18 protein-coding genes are annotated in these 17,859 nt (G+C 44.7%); 4 read left to right on the top strand and 14 right to left on the bottom strand.

The window, feature by feature from the left end; translation table 11 throughout:
- Window position 1: 1 nt before the first annotated feature.
- From ACQY73_RS31285 to nadA, 6 genes are all read right to left on the bottom strand, one after another.
- Window positions 2–583 carry a hypothetical protein gene (locus tag ACQY73_RS31285; protein ID WP_428658107.1) on the bottom strand — a complete coding sequence of 194 codons (582 nt, stop codon included), beginning with the start codon at window positions 581–583 and terminating at the stop codon, window positions 2–4.
- The gene (locus ACQY73_RS31280) at window positions 580–1,644 is read right to left on the bottom strand and encodes an AAA family ATPase (protein WP_428658106.1); all 1,065 of its coding nucleotides are present in this window, start codon (window positions 1,642–1,644) and stop codon (window positions 580–582) included. Before ACQY73_RS31280 ends, ACQY73_RS31285 begins: the two co-directional genes overlap by 4 nt.
- A 72-nt stretch (window positions 1,645–1,716) precedes the next feature.
- Window positions 1,717–2,112: a hypothetical protein gene (locus ACQY73_RS31275; protein ID WP_428658105.1), complete on the bottom strand. Its 396-nt coding sequence runs from the start codon at window positions 2,110–2,112 to the stop codon at window positions 1,717–1,719.
- Window positions 2,113–2,235: 123 nt separating this feature from the next.
- Window positions 2,236–2,445 (bottom strand): membrane protein insertion efficiency factor YidD, encoded by a 210-nt coding sequence (gene yidD / locus ACQY73_RS31270; protein WP_428658104.1) that lies wholly within the window; start codon window positions 2,443–2,445, stop codon window positions 2,236–2,238.
- A gap of 11 nt (window positions 2,446–2,456) precedes the next feature.
- Window positions 2,457–3,353: a nucleotidyltransferase family protein gene (locus ACQY73_RS31265; protein WP_428658103.1), complete on the bottom strand. Its 897-nt coding sequence runs from the start codon at window positions 3,351–3,353 to the stop codon at window positions 2,457–2,459.
- Window positions 3,354–3,525: 172 nt separating this feature from the next.
- A complete protein-coding gene (gene nadA / locus ACQY73_RS31260; protein ID WP_428658102.1) occupies window positions 3,526–4,524 on the bottom strand; it encodes a quinolinate synthase NadA in 999 nt (332 codons plus the stop codon).
- A 130-nt stretch (window positions 4,525–4,654) separates the two neighbouring features.
- On the opposite strand from nadA, the gene ACQY73_RS31255 reads away from it, so the two are divergent.
- Entirely contained in the window at window positions 4,655–5,086 is a 432-nt protein-coding gene (locus tag ACQY73_RS31255; RefSeq protein WP_428658101.1) for a hypothetical protein, read from the top strand.
- A gap of 122 nt (window positions 5,087–5,208) precedes the next feature.
- Here the strand turns inward: ACQY73_RS31255 and ACQY73_RS31250 are convergent, their stop codons facing one another.
- The 4 genes from ACQY73_RS31250 to ACQY73_RS31235 all read right to left on the bottom strand — a co-directional run bounded on the left by ACQY73_RS31250 (window position 5,209) and on the right by ACQY73_RS31235 (window position 9,072).
- Window positions 5,209–6,114, bottom strand: coding sequence for a prohibitin family protein (locus ACQY73_RS31250; protein ID WP_428658100.1), 906 nt, complete (start codon window positions 6,112–6,114; stop codon window positions 5,209–5,211).
- 132 nt (window positions 6,115–6,246) lie between these two features.
- Window positions 6,247–7,551, bottom strand: a complete 1,305-nt coding sequence (locus tag ACQY73_RS31245) for an NAD(P)/FAD-dependent oxidoreductase (protein WP_428658099.1) — start codon at window positions 7,549–7,551, stop codon at window positions 6,247–6,249.
- An 86-nt stretch (window positions 7,552–7,637) separates the two neighbouring features.
- Window positions 7,638–8,771 (bottom strand): 5-(carboxyamino)imidazole ribonucleotide synthase, encoded by a 1,134-nt coding sequence (locus ACQY73_RS31240; protein WP_428658098.1) that lies wholly within the window; start codon window positions 8,769–8,771, stop codon window positions 7,638–7,640.
- A 70-nt stretch (window positions 8,772–8,841) separates the two neighbouring features.
- Window positions 8,842–9,072, bottom strand: a complete 231-nt coding sequence (locus tag ACQY73_RS31235; RefSeq protein ID WP_428658097.1) for a hypothetical protein — start codon at window positions 9,070–9,072, stop codon at window positions 8,842–8,844.
- A gap of 247 nt (window positions 9,073–9,319) precedes the next feature.
- Here ACQY73_RS31235 and ACQY73_RS31230 point away from each other — a divergent pair, with 247 nt between their 5' ends.
- Window positions 9,320–9,877 carry a collagen-like triple helix repeat-containing protein gene (locus tag ACQY73_RS31230; RefSeq protein ID WP_428658096.1) on the top strand — a complete coding sequence of 186 codons (558 nt, stop codon included), beginning with the start codon at window positions 9,320–9,322 and terminating at the stop codon, window positions 9,875–9,877.
- A 28-nt stretch (window positions 9,878–9,905) separates the two neighbouring features.
- Here ACQY73_RS31230 and ACQY73_RS31225 read toward each other — a convergent pair whose 3' ends face one another.
- From ACQY73_RS31225 to ACQY73_RS31215, 3 genes are all read right to left on the bottom strand, one after another.
- On the bottom strand, window positions 9,906–11,135 hold the full coding sequence (locus tag ACQY73_RS31225) for a hypothetical protein (RefSeq protein ID WP_428658095.1): 1,230 nt from the start codon (window positions 11,133–11,135) through the stop codon (window positions 9,906–9,908).
- Between the two features lie 213 nt (window positions 11,136–11,348).
- The gene (locus tag ACQY73_RS31220; RefSeq protein WP_428658094.1) at window positions 11,349–11,990 is read right to left on the bottom strand and encodes a response regulator; all 642 of its coding nucleotides are present in this window, start codon (window positions 11,988–11,990) and stop codon (window positions 11,349–11,351) included.
- Window positions 11,991–12,045: 55 nt separating this feature from the next.
- Window positions 12,046–13,836 (bottom strand): sensor histidine kinase, encoded by a 1,791-nt coding sequence (locus tag ACQY73_RS31215; RefSeq protein ID WP_428658093.1) that lies wholly within the window; start codon window positions 13,834–13,836, stop codon window positions 12,046–12,048.
- A 141-nt stretch (window positions 13,837–13,977) separates the two neighbouring features.
- On the opposite strand from ACQY73_RS31215, the gene ACQY73_RS31210 reads away from it, so the two are divergent.
- Together ACQY73_RS31210 and ACQY73_RS31205 are read left to right on the top strand one after the other, a co-directional pair.
- A complete protein-coding gene (locus ACQY73_RS31210) occupies window positions 13,978–14,742 on the top strand; it encodes an alpha/beta fold hydrolase (protein WP_428658092.1) in 765 nt (254 codons plus the stop codon).
- Window positions 14,739–15,437, top strand: coding sequence for an SAM-dependent methyltransferase (locus ACQY73_RS31205; RefSeq protein ID WP_428658091.1), 699 nt, complete (start codon window positions 14,739–14,741; stop codon window positions 15,435–15,437). Before ACQY73_RS31210 ends, ACQY73_RS31205 begins: the two co-directional genes overlap by 4 nt.
- 406 nt (window positions 15,438–15,843) lie before the next feature.
- On the opposite strand, the gene rho is transcribed toward ACQY73_RS31205, so the two are convergent.
- Window positions 15,844–17,697, bottom strand: coding sequence for a transcription termination factor Rho (gene rho / locus ACQY73_RS31200; protein WP_428658090.1), 1,854 nt, complete (start codon window positions 17,695–17,697; stop codon window positions 15,844–15,846).
- Window positions 17,698–17,859: the final 162 nt, after the last annotated feature.

Here is a 17,859-nt window from a genome sequence, read left to right as displayed (position 1 = left end):
ATCAACTAACTGATTGATTTAAAAATGATTGTACCTGAGAATGAAAATGGCGAAAACTATAAGAACGGCTCTCCAACCACTCTATATCAAAATGAGTGGTGAGGCTATTTACAATTGGGTTGGAAATAGCATTTACAACTTCCGGTATTCCGTAAACAGCTCGCTTTGCATCAGTCCGAGGTTTAGTTTCCAACGATTCATTTTTAGTCAGTTTGGGATTATCCCGTTTAATTTTCAAATACCAAAGCCAATGTTCTATACATTGCACGGGTATCATAAAAAGTGTTTTGTTAACATCATGAGCATAGTTCTGAAACCAACTAAACTTAGAAGTATGATCGCTTTGCAGATGGCTGTCTAAATCTCTCCCGACAAAAAAAATATCATGCTGATACCATAAGAAGCCTTCTTGGCTTACCATCCGAAACTTTTCATCTACCTGTTTTTTATTTCCGGCACGGAAACGATTACAAAAATCTTCGTCCAATTCAAAATTTGCCTCAGGAAAGCGTTGCAGATAATTTCTAAGGAATATCTTTTGGGCATCATCTTCGCCGTAAAAACCATATCTGATTGTTCTCATTTTGGTACTCCTCCCAAAAATCCGATAGTCCAATTTTCACCTAAAGCGTCCGTATAATTTACCGGCTCCATGTTCTTCTTGGTACGTTCGGCATTTTCAGGTTCAATTACATCTTTTTGCAGGTTTTTGATTGAAGTAGCTCCTTCTGCATCTTTGTCAAAGATAAATACACTTTCAGGTGTTTCTGAGAATTCATCCAGTACAAGCGGACTATGTGTAGTCATAATCACTTGTATGTCTTTTTCATAGGCCAATTGCTTAATAAATCCGATCACTTCTTTGATTCTACGAGGATGAATACCTCGCTCCGGCTCTTCCAACAACAATAATTTGGGTGGATTGGGCTGATGAATAATGCAGAGTAAAGCAAGAAAGTATAGTACTCCCTCGGAGAGCTCATCAGCCCAGTAAATAACATTATGATTGAAATGGTAAAGGCCCAGCTTTTTAGAAACCATCTCTTTAGATGCAAAATCTTTTGCTACTATTTTACCAAATCGTAAACCTGAAAATTCAGGAATACATATATTTAAACTTTTTTCAATTCTTATATAATTTTCCAGAAACTGGTCCCTTAAAACATCCAAAAATGAAATAATATTTGATAAATCAGATTCCAATGTTGCGGTATTGCCTTCAAGAGATCCTGGTAAAGTAAAAAACTTTAGTTGAGGTTCATAAATCATTGCTGTCCTTAAAAAGGATTCCAATATAGAACTTGCTTTAATTTTATCCGTCTTTTCTTTATATGTAGAAAAAGTTGTTTTACCAGATAAAACATTATTACTCAAAACATATTGAACACTAATAATATCATCTACTTTTTGAGTGTCTACTAGGTGTGCTTCTAAGATTAACTCACCCTCTAATTTTTTAAAAAAGAAGGAATTATCAATAGGTACTTGAAATGGAGTTCCTGCACTCATTTTCAGTAACTCCAACGCCTTCAATAAATTCGTCTTTCCTGAATTATTAGGCCCAATCAAAACATTCACTCTTTGCAAATCAAGAGTGACATTTTTCAGGCTTTTGAAGTTTTCTATATGGATACGTTGTAGCATCTTCTTTCTATTATAATAGCCCAAAACTAAGCAAAAATACCGTTTGAGCTATCAATTTACTCGGTAGAGAAGTTATCTATTCAAAAAATACGTTCGAAAAACATTCATTTCCTCCAACTCTATCGCCACGTATTTCTCAAAAATTTTCTCTCCCACCTGCGAGCGTAGCGCGGAGGTACCTACGTCGATAAGGCGCAATCCCTGCTCAGTCAACAGAATATTATCAAAAGCCAGGCCGCCAATATCGGAAGGTCGTTTTAAATCGTGGTGTACAAAGCCGGCTTTATGCAAAGCATGAAGTTCATCTTCAAAAACATCCAACCAAAGCTCCCGTACCTCTACTTCATACGCACGATAATCAATGGGTAGAATACGCTCCATGACAAGCATTTCAGCCTGTAAGCCCTCGTTATAATCCAGCCTGACAAAGTGTACCACTAAGTTATTTACCGCATTTGCAAACTTCATCTTTTCGGCTTCTGAGCCAATATCTGAGCGTGTATCCCCGGTATAGAGCTTTAAAGCACTATTACCGTGTTATTTGCTCCTGATGAAAGTTTGCGGGGATATTTCATAAGTAGTTGATAAAGTTTAGGGCACCGGATCATATCCATGACCTCCCCACGGGTGGCAGCTTGCGATACGTTTCAGACCCAGCCAACCGCCTTTAAGCGCACCATGCTTCTGAACAGCCTGAATCATGTAGTGCGAGCAAGTTGGCGTATAACGACAGGAATTAGGCAAATACGGCGAAAGCGCCACTTGATACGCCCGAACAAGGAAAATGAGAATGGTTTTCATTTAATAATTATTTACCAAAGACTTACCGGATACTTCTCGTCATCGTGCAGTTTTTTCAACGCAGCCTGTACGGTGGGCTTGTCTTCGGGATACGTCACGCCAAACCATTCGGAGGCGTTGGGAATCACCTTGAGTTTGCCGAGACCGCTTTTTATCAAATGCGTAGCCACCACGGGAATGTAGAATTCCGCTTTGGGCGCATTATAATTGGTATGAGCGTAATCAATAAACAACTCTTGCGTAATCGGAAAAACGGAAGGTTTAAAACCCCAGAAGTTCATCGAAACGGGCGTTTCAGGGCTTAATTCAGTGAGTTCTCCGCTTTCATCAAAATAGATCTTACCATCTTGTGGGAAAATTTTGGTCCGCTCAGTCACTACATCCAGATAGCCTTCACTGTTGACTTCACACACACCTCGCGATACGGTACCATTTTCGGACAATGTCTTTTTAACTTGGTAGGCGATCAGCGTATGTTCGGTATCATCAGCACTGGTATTCAGAAAATCTGCCACCAATTGAAATGCTTCCAATCCATAGAAATCGTCGGCATTGATAATCGCGAAAGGCGTTTCAGTCTGTTCCCAACCGCACAGCATGGCATGGCCCGTTCCCCAGGGCTTCGCCCGTTCAATTTCTCCTAACTCTACCGGCACATAACTTTGAAAACCCTGAATAGCGTAATCATATTCGATCTTTCCTTTGAGTTTAGGACCAAAGACTTCTTCAAAATCATTGCGAAGTTCTTCGCGGATGATAAATACAATTTTACCAAAACCTGCCCGAATGGCATCGTATAAAGAATAATCTATAATGGTTTCGCCATTGGGGCCAAATTGATCCAGTTGTTTGATTCCGCCGTAACGGCTGCCCATTCCGGCGGCAAGTATTAAGAGGGTGGGTTTCATTGAGTTGAATTATGGTTACTGAAATTTACTTCTTTTGAACATTAGCTGTCGAATCAGTTTATCGCTTTATTTTTTCCGCCTCAAGTTCTTCAGGTATATGATGATACGCTCTTAGCAAAGCCTTCTCAATCTTTTCAAAGGATCTCTTTTAAGAATTTTCATTTATTTGTGTTTACAGATTCTTGCTCATCTCCAGCATTCGATCTACTGATTCATATGCTTTCAGGCGTATATTTTCGGGAACGGTGATTTCGGGTTGTTCGTACAAAAGTGCGTTATAGAGTTTCTCGACCGTATTCATTTTCATGTACGGGCATTCGCTGCAGGCGCAGGTATTGTTCTCAGTGGCCGGCGCAGGAATGATCTTCTTGCCGGTGCCTGCTGCTGCCTGTTTCATTTTGTGCAAAATGCCCGCTTCGGTGGCTACGATAAACTCGTCATGTGGCGTTTCGCTGACAAACTTCAAAATGGCAGTTGTCGAACCTACAAAATCGGCTTGGAGCAGGATATTATCTTTGCACTCAGGGTGTGCCACGAGCAGCGCATTCGGGTATTTTTCGCGCAAAGTACGCAATTTGGCTTCCGAAATATCTACGTGAACAATACAGGCGCCATCCCACAATACCATGTCACGGCCCGTCTTTTTAGCCACATAACGTCCTAAATTGGCATCCGGCGCGAAAATGATCTTCTGATCTTTGGGCAACTGCTCCACGATCTTCACCGCATTGGAAGACGTCACAATGATGTCCGATAAGGCTTTGATCTCGGCGGAGCAATTAATATAGGACAATACTAAATGGTCGGGATATTGGGCTTTGAAAGCCGCAAACTTATCGGCAGGGGCTGAGTCAGCCAACGAACAACCCGCATTCAGATCAGGAATAACCACTTTTTTCTCGGGGCTGAGGATTTTGGCTGTTTCTCCCATGAAGTGAACCCCACAAAATACGATCATGTCGGCGGGAGTATTGGCGGCCTGTTGCGAAAGTCCGAGGCTGTCACCAATGTAATCGGCTAAGTCCTGAATGGCTGCGTCTACGTAATAATGCGCCAGAATAACAGCATTTTTTTCTTTACGAAGACGATTGATCTCCGCAATCAGATCTACCCCCGGCGCAACGGTTTCGCGCACATAGCCATATTTTTGTACTTGTTCAAGAATTTCCATGTTCATGCATATTTGGCCCAAACTTACACAAATTGTTTTTTGATTTTAAGCAGATTTTTGGGATTTTGGGTTGTTTGTCATAAGTTAATGAGTACTTTGCTGATTGTTCAACAAAATACATCGCATAAAAATGCCTTGGGGAGAATACATTTCGGTCGTATTGGCGAGTATGTTAAAGTTCGTAGCCGGTCCGTTAGCAGGTCTTGCATTAAGTCTGCCTTGGTGGGAAACAGCGATCTGCACAGTCGTGGGGATGATGCTCAGTGTGGTTATCTTCGTATTTTTAGGCAGTGCCATTCAGCAATTGATAAACCGCTATCGGAAGAAAAAACCGCGTCTTTTCAGCAAACGTACACGCATGGCGGTGCGGGTGTGGAAGCGTTCAGGCATGACGGGCATTGCACTGCTTACTCCTCTTTTATTTACTCCCATTGGCGGCACATTGATCGCTGTTTCTTTCAAAGTACCGCGCACCACGATCATCCTTCAGATGTTGCTTTGGGGAGTAATTTGGGGAGTAATTCTAACATTTGCCCTGTATCAGTTTCGCAGTCTGATTTAACTAATAATCATTGAAATAAAGGGCTGACGGTTTCGAACCGTCAGATACCCCGTAGGGGCAGGCCTTGCGTCTGCCCCTACCACGCAAGATTGGGCAGACGCAAGGCCTGCCCCTACGATTTTTTATTTATCCCCTAAAATCACGGGCACATTTCCTTTTGCACCCATGATAATGATTTTGGCATTGGGAGATGCTGCCAATTCTTTTTGAGCTTTGATCTGCTCGTACTGCAACTGACGGTCGGTCAAACTTTCTGAAATGATACGTTGATAATCAGAAATACCCTGCGCTTCAACGCGCTTACGTTCAGCCTCCTGTTTTTCTTTGCTCAATACAAACTGCATTTTTTGCGAATCCTGCTCAGCATTGATCTTTGACTCAATGGTCTTTTTGACCGATTCCGGTAAGTTGATGTTACGAATCAGCACGTTTTCCAGAAATATCCCGCGAGCTTTAAATTCCTGCTCTATTTGCTTGGAAATACGGTTCTGGAATTCATCCCGCTTTGTTGAATACAACGCTACGGCATCGTAATTAACGGCGTTGTCACGAATACGCGTTCGGGTGATGGGCCGAACAATTTTCTCTACGTAGGTTGGGCCGATTTCCCGGTAAATTTTAGGAGCTTCCGATGGAATGACCCGGTACAAAATTGTTAAATCAATTTCCACCTGAAGCCCGTCAGCGGTCAGGATACGAATGGCATCATCACCTTCTTTATCGCCTTCATCGTGAACAGCCGACATGGTGTAATTCTGGGTCTTGGTATCAAGCATTGTAACGTCAACGAATGGATTAACAAAGTTTAATCCGCTGTTCAGCACAGTGTTACTAACTTTTCCAAACAAAGATTGAATTCCAACCGACCCTGCATCTATTTGCTTAATACAGGAGGTAAGAACCCCAATAACGACCAAAACAAAACCCGCCACCTTGACGGGTCGAGAAAATTTGGCAAAGGTCAACGAAGGTGTGTTGATGGCAAACCCTGCTATCACTATAATCACACCAATAACGATCAGAAACATACGAGTTTGTGTTTAAAATTTACGCCACAAACGTACACGTTTTTTGATAGGATTATCCACTATTTTGAAGATAGGCAGCGGGCCGCCGGAACCGGCAAAAAAAGGGGGAAGAGCGGCAAAACGGTATGCCGTTTACCCTACTTCTACAGGCTCTTTCTCCTTTAAAATCTTAGGTTTGATAATTAACCGTAACGATTGGTCGTAGGTGGCATAATTCCAAAGCCAGTTGATAAAAATCAGCAAACGGTTTTTGACTCCGACAATGGAAATAAGGTGTACAAACATCCATGTAAGCCACGCAAAAAATCCCTGAAATTTCCAGAAAGGCAAATCCACCACGGCAAGGTTGCGCCCTACGGTTGCCATTGAACCAAGGTCTTTATACACAAAAGGTTTCATTTCTTCTCCTTTGATCATTCGCACCAAATTCTTGGCTAACAATTCGCCCTGTTGCATAGCGGGTTGCGCCAGTTGAGGATGGCCGTTGGGGAATTTTTCTTCGGACATAGAAGCTAAATCGCCCAGAGCAAATATATTTTGTGTGCCTTCCACCAAGCTGAACCGATTCACTTTGACCCTTCCTCCCCGTACCAATGAAGCCACCGGAATTCCTTCAATGGCATTGGCTTTGACTCCTGCCGCCCAGATCAGGTTATTGGTCCGAATACGGTCGCCGGTGTTGGTGGTGGCGTATTTTCCGTCAAAGTCAATGATACGAACCCCTAAACGAAGATTTACGCCCAAATCCGTCAAATACTGTTTTGCTTTTTTGGAAGATTGATCTGACATCACTTCCAACACTTCGGGAGAGGATTCATACAGGTAAATCTGCATGGAATCGAAATTGAGTTCCGGATAGTCTTTGGGCAAAATATGGCGTTTCATTTCGGCCAATGTTCCTGCTATTTCAACTCCCGTTGGACCACCTCCTACAATCACGATGTTCATCAAACCATGTTTTTCTTCAATGGTTTCCACACTCAGGGCATCTTCAAAATTTTGGAGCATTCGGTTGCGCAGCGCCAATGCTTCCGACACAGATTTCATCGGCAGAGCATTCTCGATCATGTTTTTCATGCCAAAAAAATTGGTATCTGCGCCCGTAGCCAAGACCAAATAATCGTATTCAATAGGTCCCAATTTGGTCTCAATTACATTGGCTTCCGGCTCGATCTTCACGACTTCGGTTACCCGAATCTGAACGTTGTGTTTGGATTGAAAAACTTTACGAAGCGGAAACGAGATCGAACTGGGTTCAAGTCCCGCCATTGCGACCTGATAAAATAAAGGCTGGAACTGGTGGTAGTTATTTTTATCAATCAGAACAATCTGTAGATCAGAACGATGCGAAAGCTTACGCGCCAGCATAAGCCCACCAAACCCTGCGCCAACGATCACGACGCGTTTGAGTTCGGTTTTTGGGAGATTGGGTGTCATTTTTAAATTGGCAGTTTATTGTTCGCAGTTTGCAGTGAATCTGCTTCCCGCTATTTTGAGAACACCTCCTATCAGACGTTGGTTCGTCATTTTGTCACTACTTTCAAGGCATTTTTCACCCATTCGGCCTTTTCTTTCAATTTCTCCAAATCGCTGTCTGTTACCGTAATATGGCCCATTTTGCGAAAGGGTTTGGTGATTTTTTTACCGTATAAAAAGGGAAATATTCCATACACTCCCAACACTTCCTCCATGCCTTCGTAATGCGCGGGGCCGGTGTGACCTTCTTCACCCAACAAATTGACCATGGCGGCAGGGGTGTAGGCAGTGGTATCGCCCAAAGGCAGGTTAAGAATGGCCCGCCAATGCTGCTCAAACTGCGACGTAAAATTAGCTCGAATGGTATGATGACCGCTATTGTGCGGACGCGGAGCTACTTCGTTAATGAGTACGTGTCCGTCTTTTGTCAAGAACATTTCCACCGCCAAAAGCCCCACAATGCCAATGGCTTGGGCTGTTTTTTTGGCCAGCTCTTCGGCTTGCTTTTCAATCTCTTTGGAAATATCGGCAGGGGCAAAAAGGTATTCAACCAAATTAGCTTCGGGGTGAAACACCATTTCGACCGTGGGAAACGTAGCTACTTCTCCGCGCTCATTACGAGCCACGATTACGGCCAGTTCTTTCTCAAAATCAACGGCCTTTTCCAACAACCCCGGCGCCTCAAATGCTTTGTCAAAATCGGCAGTTGACGCAATGCGCTGCACGCCTTTGCCGTCATACCCATCGCGGCCCAATTTATGAAAAGCGGGTAAAAAATCGGCGTGATTGCGGACATCTTCGCGGTTTTCGGTCAATACGAAATCGGCCGTTGGAAGTCCGTGGTCGCGGTAAAATTGCTTTTGCGTACGTTTGTCCTGAATCAATCGAATGACGTGGGGTTGAGGAAAGACTTTTTTCCCTTCGCGTTCGAGTGCTTCCAATGCTTCCACGTTTACTTTTTCGATCTCAATGGTCAGCACTTCCACGTCTTGCCCGAATTGATACACGGCATCGTAGTCCTGCAATGAGCCTTCAACAAATTCAGGAGCGATGGCCGCGCAGGGAGCATCGGCAGCGTCTAAAATCTTGACGTGCAAATTCCAGTCAATGGCGGCTTGCAACAGCATCAGGCCTAATTGGCCTCCACCTAATACACCTACTTTTTGTTTAATGTCAAACACGTTTTCTGTTATTTGTTATTCGTTGTCCGTTTATCCGTTATCCATTGTCTGTTATTCGAAAGTGGATAGGTTAATCATCCAATTCGTCGGGGTCGTTCACTTCAAACCACTCATAAATCACCTCTTCGGCCATTTTCAACGCAGCATCCAAGTCTTTTACTTTCTTGGGTGATTCAAATACTTTACCTGTTTCGTCAATGCATCTGACCAGCCCCTCTGCGTCTTCCAATTGTCCAAATTCAACTTTTCCGTAGGTCTCCGCCCACCGGTAGAGATACGGATACGCTTTTTGCAAACTCATTTTTTCTGATTTTTGGTTTTGGGGCAAAGATAAGCAGATATGCGTTTTTGTCAGTAAGTTCGGTAAAAAAGGGGCAACCGGAAACGGAGGTAATACCACTTAAATTCAATCTGTCTAAATATCTTTCAGGAATTGTCGTTAATCTTGCGTTGTTTCAGCTATAAAAACATCATGTCTTCTTTTCAACCTTCAAGACATGAATCACTTCAAACAATTACCCTCTGAAGGTGAGGGACTCTCTAACACTATGAAAATTGTAAGCTATTTTTCGTTTGCACTGCTCCTGATCGTTTCCGCTTGTGCCGGGCCTCAAGGCGATACCGGGCCCGTTGGTCCGCAAGGTCCTACCGGTGCCAAAGGAGATCCCGGCAGTTCAGGTACGGCTTTTTACTCGACCAACTGGGTAGCTGTAACCAAACAATCCTTCATTACCAATTACAACAAGACGGAATTTTATTCGACCATTGGGCTGCAGGGAGGAGTTATTCAAACCTATCTTACCCAAAAAACCCTCGACGGAGGCATGGTGTTTCTGTACAATCGCGTAGCCAGCAATAAGGCTTTTGTTAACGCTGTACCTTGGGATACATACTTCAATGGGGCTCACGTTACGTACTCTTTTGCGTTGGAGCCGGGCCGTATTTCTGCCTTCGTTTCATTTTCCAAGGACATCGACGTCAGCCAATTCTTTGCCGATGAAGAATTCCGGGCAGTGATCATTCCACCGGCCTCGGGCGCAAGATTCGCGAATGTCAATTGGAAAGATTATAACGAAGTAAAAAAGGTATTAAATCTCGAAGATTAATCAGTAGCAGGCAAGTTCATTTGGTTGCTCACCGACAACTTGGACTTGCCTGTACAAAATACTTTTTACCGTTCAATAAAACACTCGTTCCGTTTGGAGCAGCGGCCAATGAGAAACGTGACGTGCTTCCATTGCGAAAATTGAACACCAAAACCATTTGATTTCCCTCTGCATTTACCTGCCAAGTACCCGAGCCGCCACCCTGCGTTACGGCCGAAAAATCCCCGCCAAATCCTCCCGAACTGCTCGCCGACGTATCGCCGCCTGAAATGAGCACGCCGTTGGGGCACAGATCGAACGTCTTTTTTTCGGAATAACCATTTCCCGTATACAGATACAACAACTGTTTGCCATTGAGCCGATTGCGCCATTGCTCCGCTGCCGGTGAGGCTTGCGGTTTATTGAACATCGTACTTGCTGCCAATGCTTTCAGTGTCTGCGATAACTCATTTGTATGCTCGGCACGAGGCGCAATGCTCGTAAACGTAACGCCTCCACCATGCGGCGACAATAACGTAAGCGTAGTCAATACCACCGGCGTTCCTTTCATGGTTCCCTCAAAAGAAGCCAACACGCCATTGGAGCCGTAGCGTTCTTTTCGCACCTTCAAATAGGTGTTGGAAGCCGCGTCATTTTGGTCATAAATATCATTCAAAATAGCATCAATGGTGGTATAAGCATGGGGCGTGACCGACAAAACGGTTTGTTGCCCGGCACGCATGAACGCAAAGCCGCCATCCTGTTGCCCTTGTAAGTTCCACCCAACAGGTGCATTAAAACTGTATCCTGAAACACTTGTGTACATTTTTCCTGATGATTTTGCGACCGAAGGCATCGTTTGAGATGACATTACCGTTGTTGGTGAAGAGGCTGAATTAGAAAAAGGAGCCGTAACCGATGTTCGTTTCATTGGAATATTCACGCCCTGTGTGCTGATAAAATAGTCATTGGCCGATCTGCCTAATGAAAATTCAATGGACTGCCCGTTGTCCGAATAGGTCCCCGAAACACCGGCTCCCGCTCGAACGGCAACGCAATCGAAACGTTTGCCTTCTACCGTAAAAACTCCTTCGTAACGGTTATTTCGTTGCGTGATATTGAGTACAATATCAGCCTGCTCGGCCTTGAACGTTCCGACGTATGGGTCTTGCGCAAAACTCCAAAAATGAATAAATCCTAAAACACTTAAAAGGAATAAGCGATGAAAAATACAGGAAGATTTGGTCGAAATGAAACAAGGCAAAGAATTAGTGCTCATGAAGTGATCAGTTGAAAATAAGAAGTGCAGTTTTTGAGTTTTCATTGCCGAAATTGTAACGACTCAAAAGTAAGGCTTTGGAAAATCCGTGTAAACTACTAAATCAAGTAGGCGAGAGTTGTGCAGGTCTGAAAATGGGCAGAGAATGAAGGGCAGACCCAACTGTATGGGCAGAGAATGGGGCAGAGGCAAGCCCTGCCCCTACAGGTTGGATCATTTGGTCATTTGCTGACGGAGCGCTTTGGAGATGGCTTCGGTGGCCGAATTGACATGAAGTTTGCGGTAAATATTTTTGAGGTGAAAATTGACCGTCGAGGGGCTTATTTTACATTCGTCCGCAATCAATTTATAGCTTAGCCCTCTCACCAAACAACCCAGAATCTTTTGCTCCGTGAGGCTGAGTTCGTGGTATTCTTCTTTGGGAGAAGGTGGATTTTGGCCCTGAAACATAGTTAACACTTTACGGGCAATGACGGGCGACATAGGTGCGCCTCCCGCAGCCACTTCCATGATCGCTTCCAGGTAACGCTCCGGCGAAGCATCTTTCAGAATATAGCCCGAAGCACCCGCGCAGATCGCCGCAAAAATGCGGGCATTGTCTTCAAACACGGTTTGCATCAATACCTGAATATTCGGAAAGTTCAGTTTTATGGTTCGCACCGCTTCAATGCCTGATACGCCCGGCATCTGAATATCCATCAGTACCACATCGGGGCGGTCGCGTTTCATGATCTTCAGGGCATCGTTGGCATTGGCGTACGCGCCCGCCATGAATAGCCCTTCGCTGTTTTGAATGGTTTCGGTCAGCAGTTCACGAATTTCGTTTATATCCTCAAATAAAGCGATACGAATCATAGTGGGTAGGTTTACGGAGGGTAAATTTCAGGAATAAAAATATGCCTGTCAACTGTTAATTTGAGTAGGTAGGAGCCCGAAAATTTAACTCAATAGAAGTGCCGAATTCAGGCGTTGAATCCAGTTTTAATTGCGCGCCAAGCGCTTCTGCCCGCTTTTTAAAATTTCGAAGCCCGTTGCCTTCTGCCGTTTGAGCAATATCAAAACCATGTCCGTTATCACTGATAGATAACCACACAACACCGTTCTTTTGGTGGAAATGCACCCGCGCATGGGTAGCTTTTGAATGCTTGGCAATGTTGTTTACCGCTTCTTTAAAAAACAAAAATAAACTCCGCCGTCGGTCAATGGGAAACCGATAATCCCGCAGGGTATCATCAATGATAAGTTCAAACTCGATCTGTCGGGCGCCAAAAGTATCTTGCGCAAATGTAACCATTCTGTCCAACCATTCTTCCGAAAAATCATTGTGCGGATTGATCTCCCAAACGGCTTCGCGTACCAATCGCATGGCTTCGCGGGAGCGCTCGCTGATGCGCCCGAAGGTCTCGGAAAGTTCAGGAGATTGCTTCTGCATTTTGCGCCTGTTCAGTTCCGAAAACATGGTCAAACTGCTCAGCGAAGCCGCCAAGTCATCATGAAGATTGGTCGAAATTTCATCCCGCAGTTGTTGTTGGCGGAGCTTTTCGAGTTGCATCGAACGCAGTCGATACCCTAACGCCAACGAAAACAACACAATTTCTAACATGGAGCCCGCCATAAGATAATAATCCTGATTTTCGGCCGGCAACCAACCCAAATTTTTCATCCCGACGACCAGAATAGCGCCCGAAAGCGCCGCCGAAGCCACCAAATACAATTGGGCCGCCCGAGAACCGGACAACGCCAGACGAATGGCGCAATAACATTGCACTCCCACCATCACCGATCCGGCCGCGATAATGGCCACATTTATATAATAATCATACCAAAGTAAGCCTACAATAAAACCCACGCCAAAAACATAGCCCGCAATCCTAATAAATGTTTTCAGCCAGGGAAACATCCGGTAAGGCTCCAAAAAAGCCAATGAAAATGAAGCCAGAAAAATACAGGCTAGCCCCAGGAAGAAGATGTGAGACAGATCGTTGAAGGCTGCATTGGCCCAAATATACTGATACCCAAACCCGTACAAACTAAATTGAAAGGTACCAAAAAACAGCACATACAGGCAATAATGTCCATAAATTGCTTCGCGGGTCATGAACCACAGGAAGAAATTGTACAACGTAATGAGCAGAATAAACCCAAAATAGATACCCCAAATGATGTTGCGCCCCGCCAGATGAGCATATAATTGATGTTCTTCCCAAAACAACAACGGGAATTTCAGGTCTTCTGTAGAGACAGCTCTCAGGTACAAAGTGTACGGCTGATTGTGAAGGAAAGGAAGCGTAAAAATAGGGTTGTGGTCAGGAATAGGGTAAGCCTCAAACGGAAGATTATCACCCAACTTTTGAGTAGACACCAAGCGATTACCGGAAAATATAAAAAGCGTAATATCATTTAGGCGCGGATTGTCCACTTCCAAGAACCAACGTTTATTGCTGACATTTATCACATTGATTTTCAGCCATATTACCGATTTTTTATACCCCAGACTGGGAATGGTCGACGAAGCATTTACAAAAGGCGTTTTCTGTATCGTTTGAAAAGACATCCTCCCCTGTTTATCTTCCAAAATACCACACCGTAAACCGGTCGAAACGAAGGCTTTTGTGTTTCCCAAAACAATAGGAACTTGGGCTTGAATCGCCAATTTTACGAGAAACAACGAAAATAAAATAACAACGCGAGTGCTCTTCATTTGCGTCAATTCATGGGTAACTTTTCAAAACTTTCCAAAAGTTACTAATTTTGTCCATATACCAATCAACTGCGTTGGCTTTCCTACCTATTCACTTCGAATAAAGGCAGGGGTATCAGCACAACGATTTTTACACATCTCATGCAACTTTTTTTTCGTCAGGTAGGGACGGGACGTCCCATGATCATTTTGCACGGCCTCTTTGGCTCCTGCGACAATTGGCTCACCATCAGCAAAGTAATCGCCGATAAAGGCTTTTCCGTTTATGCCGTTGACCAACGTAACCACGGCCGCTCACCGCACGCCGCCACCCATACCTATCCTGAATTGGCAACCGATCTGCACGAATTTATTCAACAACAGGATCTGGAAAAACCCATCTTGGTGGGCCACTCGATGGGCGGTAAAACGGTCATGCAATATGCTATGCAGTACCCGGGAGAATTCAGTCAGTTGGTAGTGGTTGATATTGCGCCGCGTCCTTATCCCGTACATCATGCAGAGATCATTGCGGGGCTGAAAGCCATTCCACTGGCTACGCTGGAGAGTCGCAATGAAGCCGATAAAATTTTGAGCGAATATGAGCCAAGTCCATCGGTTCGGCAATTTTTGCTTAAAAACCTTTATCGCAACGACGACGGTGCTTTTGCCTGGCGACTCAACCTGCCCGTGATCGAACAAAACATCGAAATCATTGGTCATGATGTTGCTAATCCACGGATCGTTACGGAACCTACGCTTTTTATGCGCGGCGAAAAATCGGGTTACGTTCGCGACAAAGACCTTCCTACCATTCAACATATTTTTCCCAACTCCATCGTTGACACCATCGAAGGCGCAAGCCATTGGGTGCAGGCCGAAAAGCCCGAAGCCTTTGTACAATCGCTGGTTAACTTTCTGAAATGAAATTATTTCTGATTCCCACTCCCCTCGCCGACGATACCTCTGCCGATGTACTCTCCGCCCAAGTCCCCCAAGTCGTCAATGAATTGAATGTATTTTTTGCCGAAAACCTGCGAACCGCCCGGCGCTTTATCGGTGGCTTGAAACTGGGAAAAGTCATTGACGATCTGACCTTTTACGACCTCAACAAAGAAACGCCCGAAGCTGAAACCTTGGCCCAATTGAAAGCCCTGCTCAAAGAAGGCAAAAATGCAGGCATCTTATCCGAAGCGGGTTGTCCGGGCATCGCTGACCCGGGCGCAGTAGCGGTTAAAATAGCGCACCAACTCAACATCGAAGTAGTACCGTTGGTAGGTCCTTCTTCCCTCCTGCTTGCCCTGATGGCGTCGGGGTTGAATGGTCAATCGTTTGTATTTCATGGTTATTTACCGATTGAGCGTACCCAACGGGTCAAGACGATCAAGCATTTGGAGAAGGAATCTGTAGCGCGCAAACAAACCCAACTGTTTATCGAAACTCCGTATCGCAACCATCAGGTCATGGAAGACTTACTGCTTCACTGTGAACCCACTACTCGACTTTGCGTAGCCTGTAATCTGACCGCTCCCGACGGGTTTATCAAAACGTTGTCTATCAAAGACTGGAAAAATAAATCCTATGATTTGCACCGAAAACCTACGGTGTTTTTGATCGGGTAAGATTTGTAAAAGTGTGAATAGTTTGATTACCGGTGGTTGACGCCGTCAATGTAAAGTTGTGAAAATCAACCCATAATCAAACATTCAACGTTGTGTTCTTAAGTAGCCGAGCAAAAGTTTTCGGGTTTTTTCAAGGTAATATTACGGACGGGTCGGGTTGTGAGCAACCCTCCGCACGAAGAGTATTCCCCTGTGCGGAGGGTTGCTCACAACCCGACCCGTCCGCTCGAAGAAAGGCCTACTGTTTCAAATACTCTAAAATTTATGCTCAAGTACTTACTAAACGGTCACGACGATTTCAGATTTATCAGCTTCTATTTTGAGCAATAAAAAAATCCCTAAACCATTTTCAGGTTCAGGGATTTGAATAAAATGCTTTATAAAGAAAAACGAAAATTCAGGAATGTTATCGATTCATGGAAACCAAAAACTCTTCGTTGCTGCGCGTCCCTTTCATGCGGTCGAGCAGGAAGTCCATCGCTTCGTTGGGGTTCATGTCTGATAAGTGCTTGCGCAAAATCCACATCCGTTGGAGGGTTTCTTTATCAAGCAACAGATCTTCACGACGCGTTCCGGAAGCCATAACGTCAACCGCAGGGTAAATACGTTTGTTGGCCAATCGACGGTCGAGCTGAAGTTCCATGTTACCCGTTCCTTTAAATTCTTCGAAGATCACTTCGTCCATTTTAGAACCGGTATCGATCAACGCCGTAGCAATAATGGTCAATGAACCACCGTGCTCTACGTTACGTGCCGCTCCGAAGAAACGTTTGGGTTTGTGCAATGCGTTGGCATCCACCCCACCCGACAGGATCTTACCCGAAGCCGGTGTAACGGTATTGTAAGCCCGCGCCAGACGTGTAATCGAATCCAAAAGGATAACCACATCATGCCCGCATTCTACCATCCGTTTGGCTTTTTCGAGCACCATACCCGATACTTTTACGTGACGGTCGGCTTGCTCATCAAAGGTAGACGAGATCACTTCGGCCCGCACACTGCGCTGCATATCGGTTACCTCTTCCGGACGCTCGTCGATTAGCAGGATGATCAAATATATTTCGGGGTGATTGCGCGTAATGGCATTGGCAATTTCTTTCAACAACACCGTTTTACCCGTTTTGGGCTGCGCCACGATCATGCCGCGTTGGCCTTTACCGATAGGTGCAAATAAGTCCAAAACCCGCGCTGAATAATTGTCGGCTTTACCACTCAGTTTAATGTGCTCTTCGGGAAACAACGGAGTAAGGTATTCGAAGGGAATACGGTCACGAATCTCTTCGGTCGTTTTGCCGTTTACTGTTTCGACCCGAAGCAATGCAAAATATTTTTCACCTTCTTTGGGCGGTCGCACGGAGCCTCGGATACTATCGCCCGTTTTCAAGCCAAAGAGCTTGATTTGTGACGGTGATACATAAATGTCATCAGGGCTGGCAAGATAATTATAATCCGCCGAGCGCAGGAATCCGTATCCGCCATCCGACATGATCTCCAATACTCCTTCGTTAACGATAAGCCCGTCAAACTCTTTTACGTAGTTATTATACTGACGTTTGATTTTGTTGTGGACATCGTCGCCCCGGTATTCGCGCGGGCGCTCTTCTGGCTTGGGAGGTCCCACTTCGGCGACCGGTTCTGCTTCTATGCTTTCCGTAATAAAAGAAGTATCTAAAAATTCTTCTTCCGGCAAGTCGATTTTGAGGTCGCTGAAATCTTCTCCTTCTTCCATCAATGAGGACGGTACCATTTCTTCCGAAATGGGTGCCGGCTCCTGAGAAACAGCTATTTCCTGAGGAGGATCAAACCGGGGAGTGGGTGTATTAAATAATGGAAGTTCAGTATCGTCTGATTTTTCTTTGTGAATTCGCTGACGTTTTGAACGATTGTCTGATTTATCTGACACAAAAGAATTTGGTTGTGGGCGTTTAGGCGCAATAGGCGTCTGCTTTACCGCTTCTTCTACTTTTGGTTCTGCTTTCACTTCCACTACAGGAGCGGGAGGAGCAGGTGTTTCTTCTTTTACAGGTGTTGGGTCTGCTATAGGAGTAGAAGGTGTGGGAGCAGGCGTACTGCTGCTTGGTTTACGAACTCGCTTAGGCGGTACATTAGCTTCAGTAGCCGCTGACGCCGTCTGCTGTTCGAAAATTCGGTTAATGAGGTCTTTTTTAGAATACTTGTTATGGTCTTTGATACCGATTTGTTCGGCAAGTACCCGTAGCTCGGACAGGAGCTTGAGGTTAAGATCGTCAATGCTGAGCATAAAATAGAGGAGAGTAAAGAGAATCTTTACGCAAGAAAATCGTTGACTATTAAGTGTTTAACAATTAGAGAGCAAACCAAGAAATTATCTGAATGTAAGCTGAAACTGAACAAGAGAGGCGGTGTTTGGGTGAACTGGTGTCAGATTGTGACCGCGGTACTG

This window comes from Runella sp. (assembly GCF_965279615.1).
GTDB lineage: Bacteria > Bacteroidota > Bacteroidia > Cytophagales > Spirosomataceae > Runella.
Note: the sequence above shows the minus strand (reverse complement) of the source record. Positions and strands in the feature narration are given on the sequence as shown.

Bases quoted from the DNA above. Each gene is read 5' to 3' on its own strand.
- ACQY73_RS31250 (WP_428658100.1), bottom strand. From the start codon at position 6,114: ATGTTTCTGATCGTTATTGGTGTGATTATAGTGATAGCAGGGTTTGCC.
- ACQY73_RS31230 (WP_428658096.1), top strand. From the start codon at position 9,320: ATGAAAATTGTAAGCTATTTTTCGTTTGCACTGCTCCTGATCGTTTCC.
- ACQY73_RS31265 (WP_428658103.1), bottom strand. From the start codon at position 3,353: ATGAAACCCACCCTCTTAATACTTGCCGCCGGAATGGGCAGCCGTTAC.
- ACQY73_RS31245 (WP_428658099.1), bottom strand. From the start codon at position 7,551: ATGACACCCAATCTCCCAAAAACCGAACTCAAACGCGTCGTGATCGTT.
- ACQY73_RS31215 (WP_428658093.1), bottom strand. From the start codon at position 13,836: ATGAAGAGCACTCGCGTTGTTATTTTATTTTCGTTGTTTCTCGTAAAA.
- ACQY73_RS31220 (WP_428658094.1), bottom strand. From the start codon at position 11,990: ATGATTCGTATCGCTTTATTTGAGGATATAAACGAAATTCGTGAACTG.
- ACQY73_RS31280 (WP_428658106.1), bottom strand. From the start codon at position 1,644: ATGCTACAACGTATCCATATAGAAAACTTCAAAAGCCTGAAAAATGTC.
- ACQY73_RS31255 (WP_428658101.1), top strand. From the start codon at position 4,655: ATGCCTTGGGGAGAATACATTTCGGTCGTATTGGCGAGTATGTTAAAG.
- ACQY73_RS31285 (WP_428658107.1), bottom strand. From the start codon at position 583: ATGAGAACAATCAGATATGGTTTTTACGGCGAAGATGATGCCCAAAAG.
- yidD (WP_428658104.1), bottom strand. From the start codon at position 2,445: ATGAAAACCATTCTCATTTTCCTTGTTCGGGCGTATCAAGTGGCGCTT.
- ACQY73_RS31225 (WP_428658095.1), bottom strand. From the start codon at position 11,135: ATGAGCACTAATTCTTTGCCTTGTTTCATTTCGACCAAATCTTCCTGT.
- ACQY73_RS31235 (WP_428658097.1), bottom strand. From the start codon at position 9,072: ATGAGTTTGCAAAAAGCGTATCCGTATCTCTACCGGTGGGCGGAGACC.
- ACQY73_RS31205 (WP_428658091.1), top strand. From the start codon at position 14,739: ATGAAATTATTTCTGATTCCCACTCCCCTCGCCGACGATACCTCTGCC.
- ACQY73_RS31210 (WP_428658092.1), top strand. From the start codon at position 13,978: ATGCAACTTTTTTTTCGTCAGGTAGGGACGGGACGTCCCATGATCATT.
- nadA (WP_428658102.1), bottom strand. From the start codon at position 4,524: ATGGAAATTCTTGAACAAGTACAAAAATATGGCTATGTGCGCGAAACC.
- ACQY73_RS31275 (WP_428658105.1), bottom strand. From the start codon at position 2,112: ATGAAGTTTGCAAATGCGGTAAATAACTTAGTGGTACACTTTGTCAGG.
- rho (WP_428658090.1), bottom strand. From the start codon at position 17,697: ATGCTCAGCATTGACGATCTTAACCTCAAGCTCCTGTCCGAGCTACGG.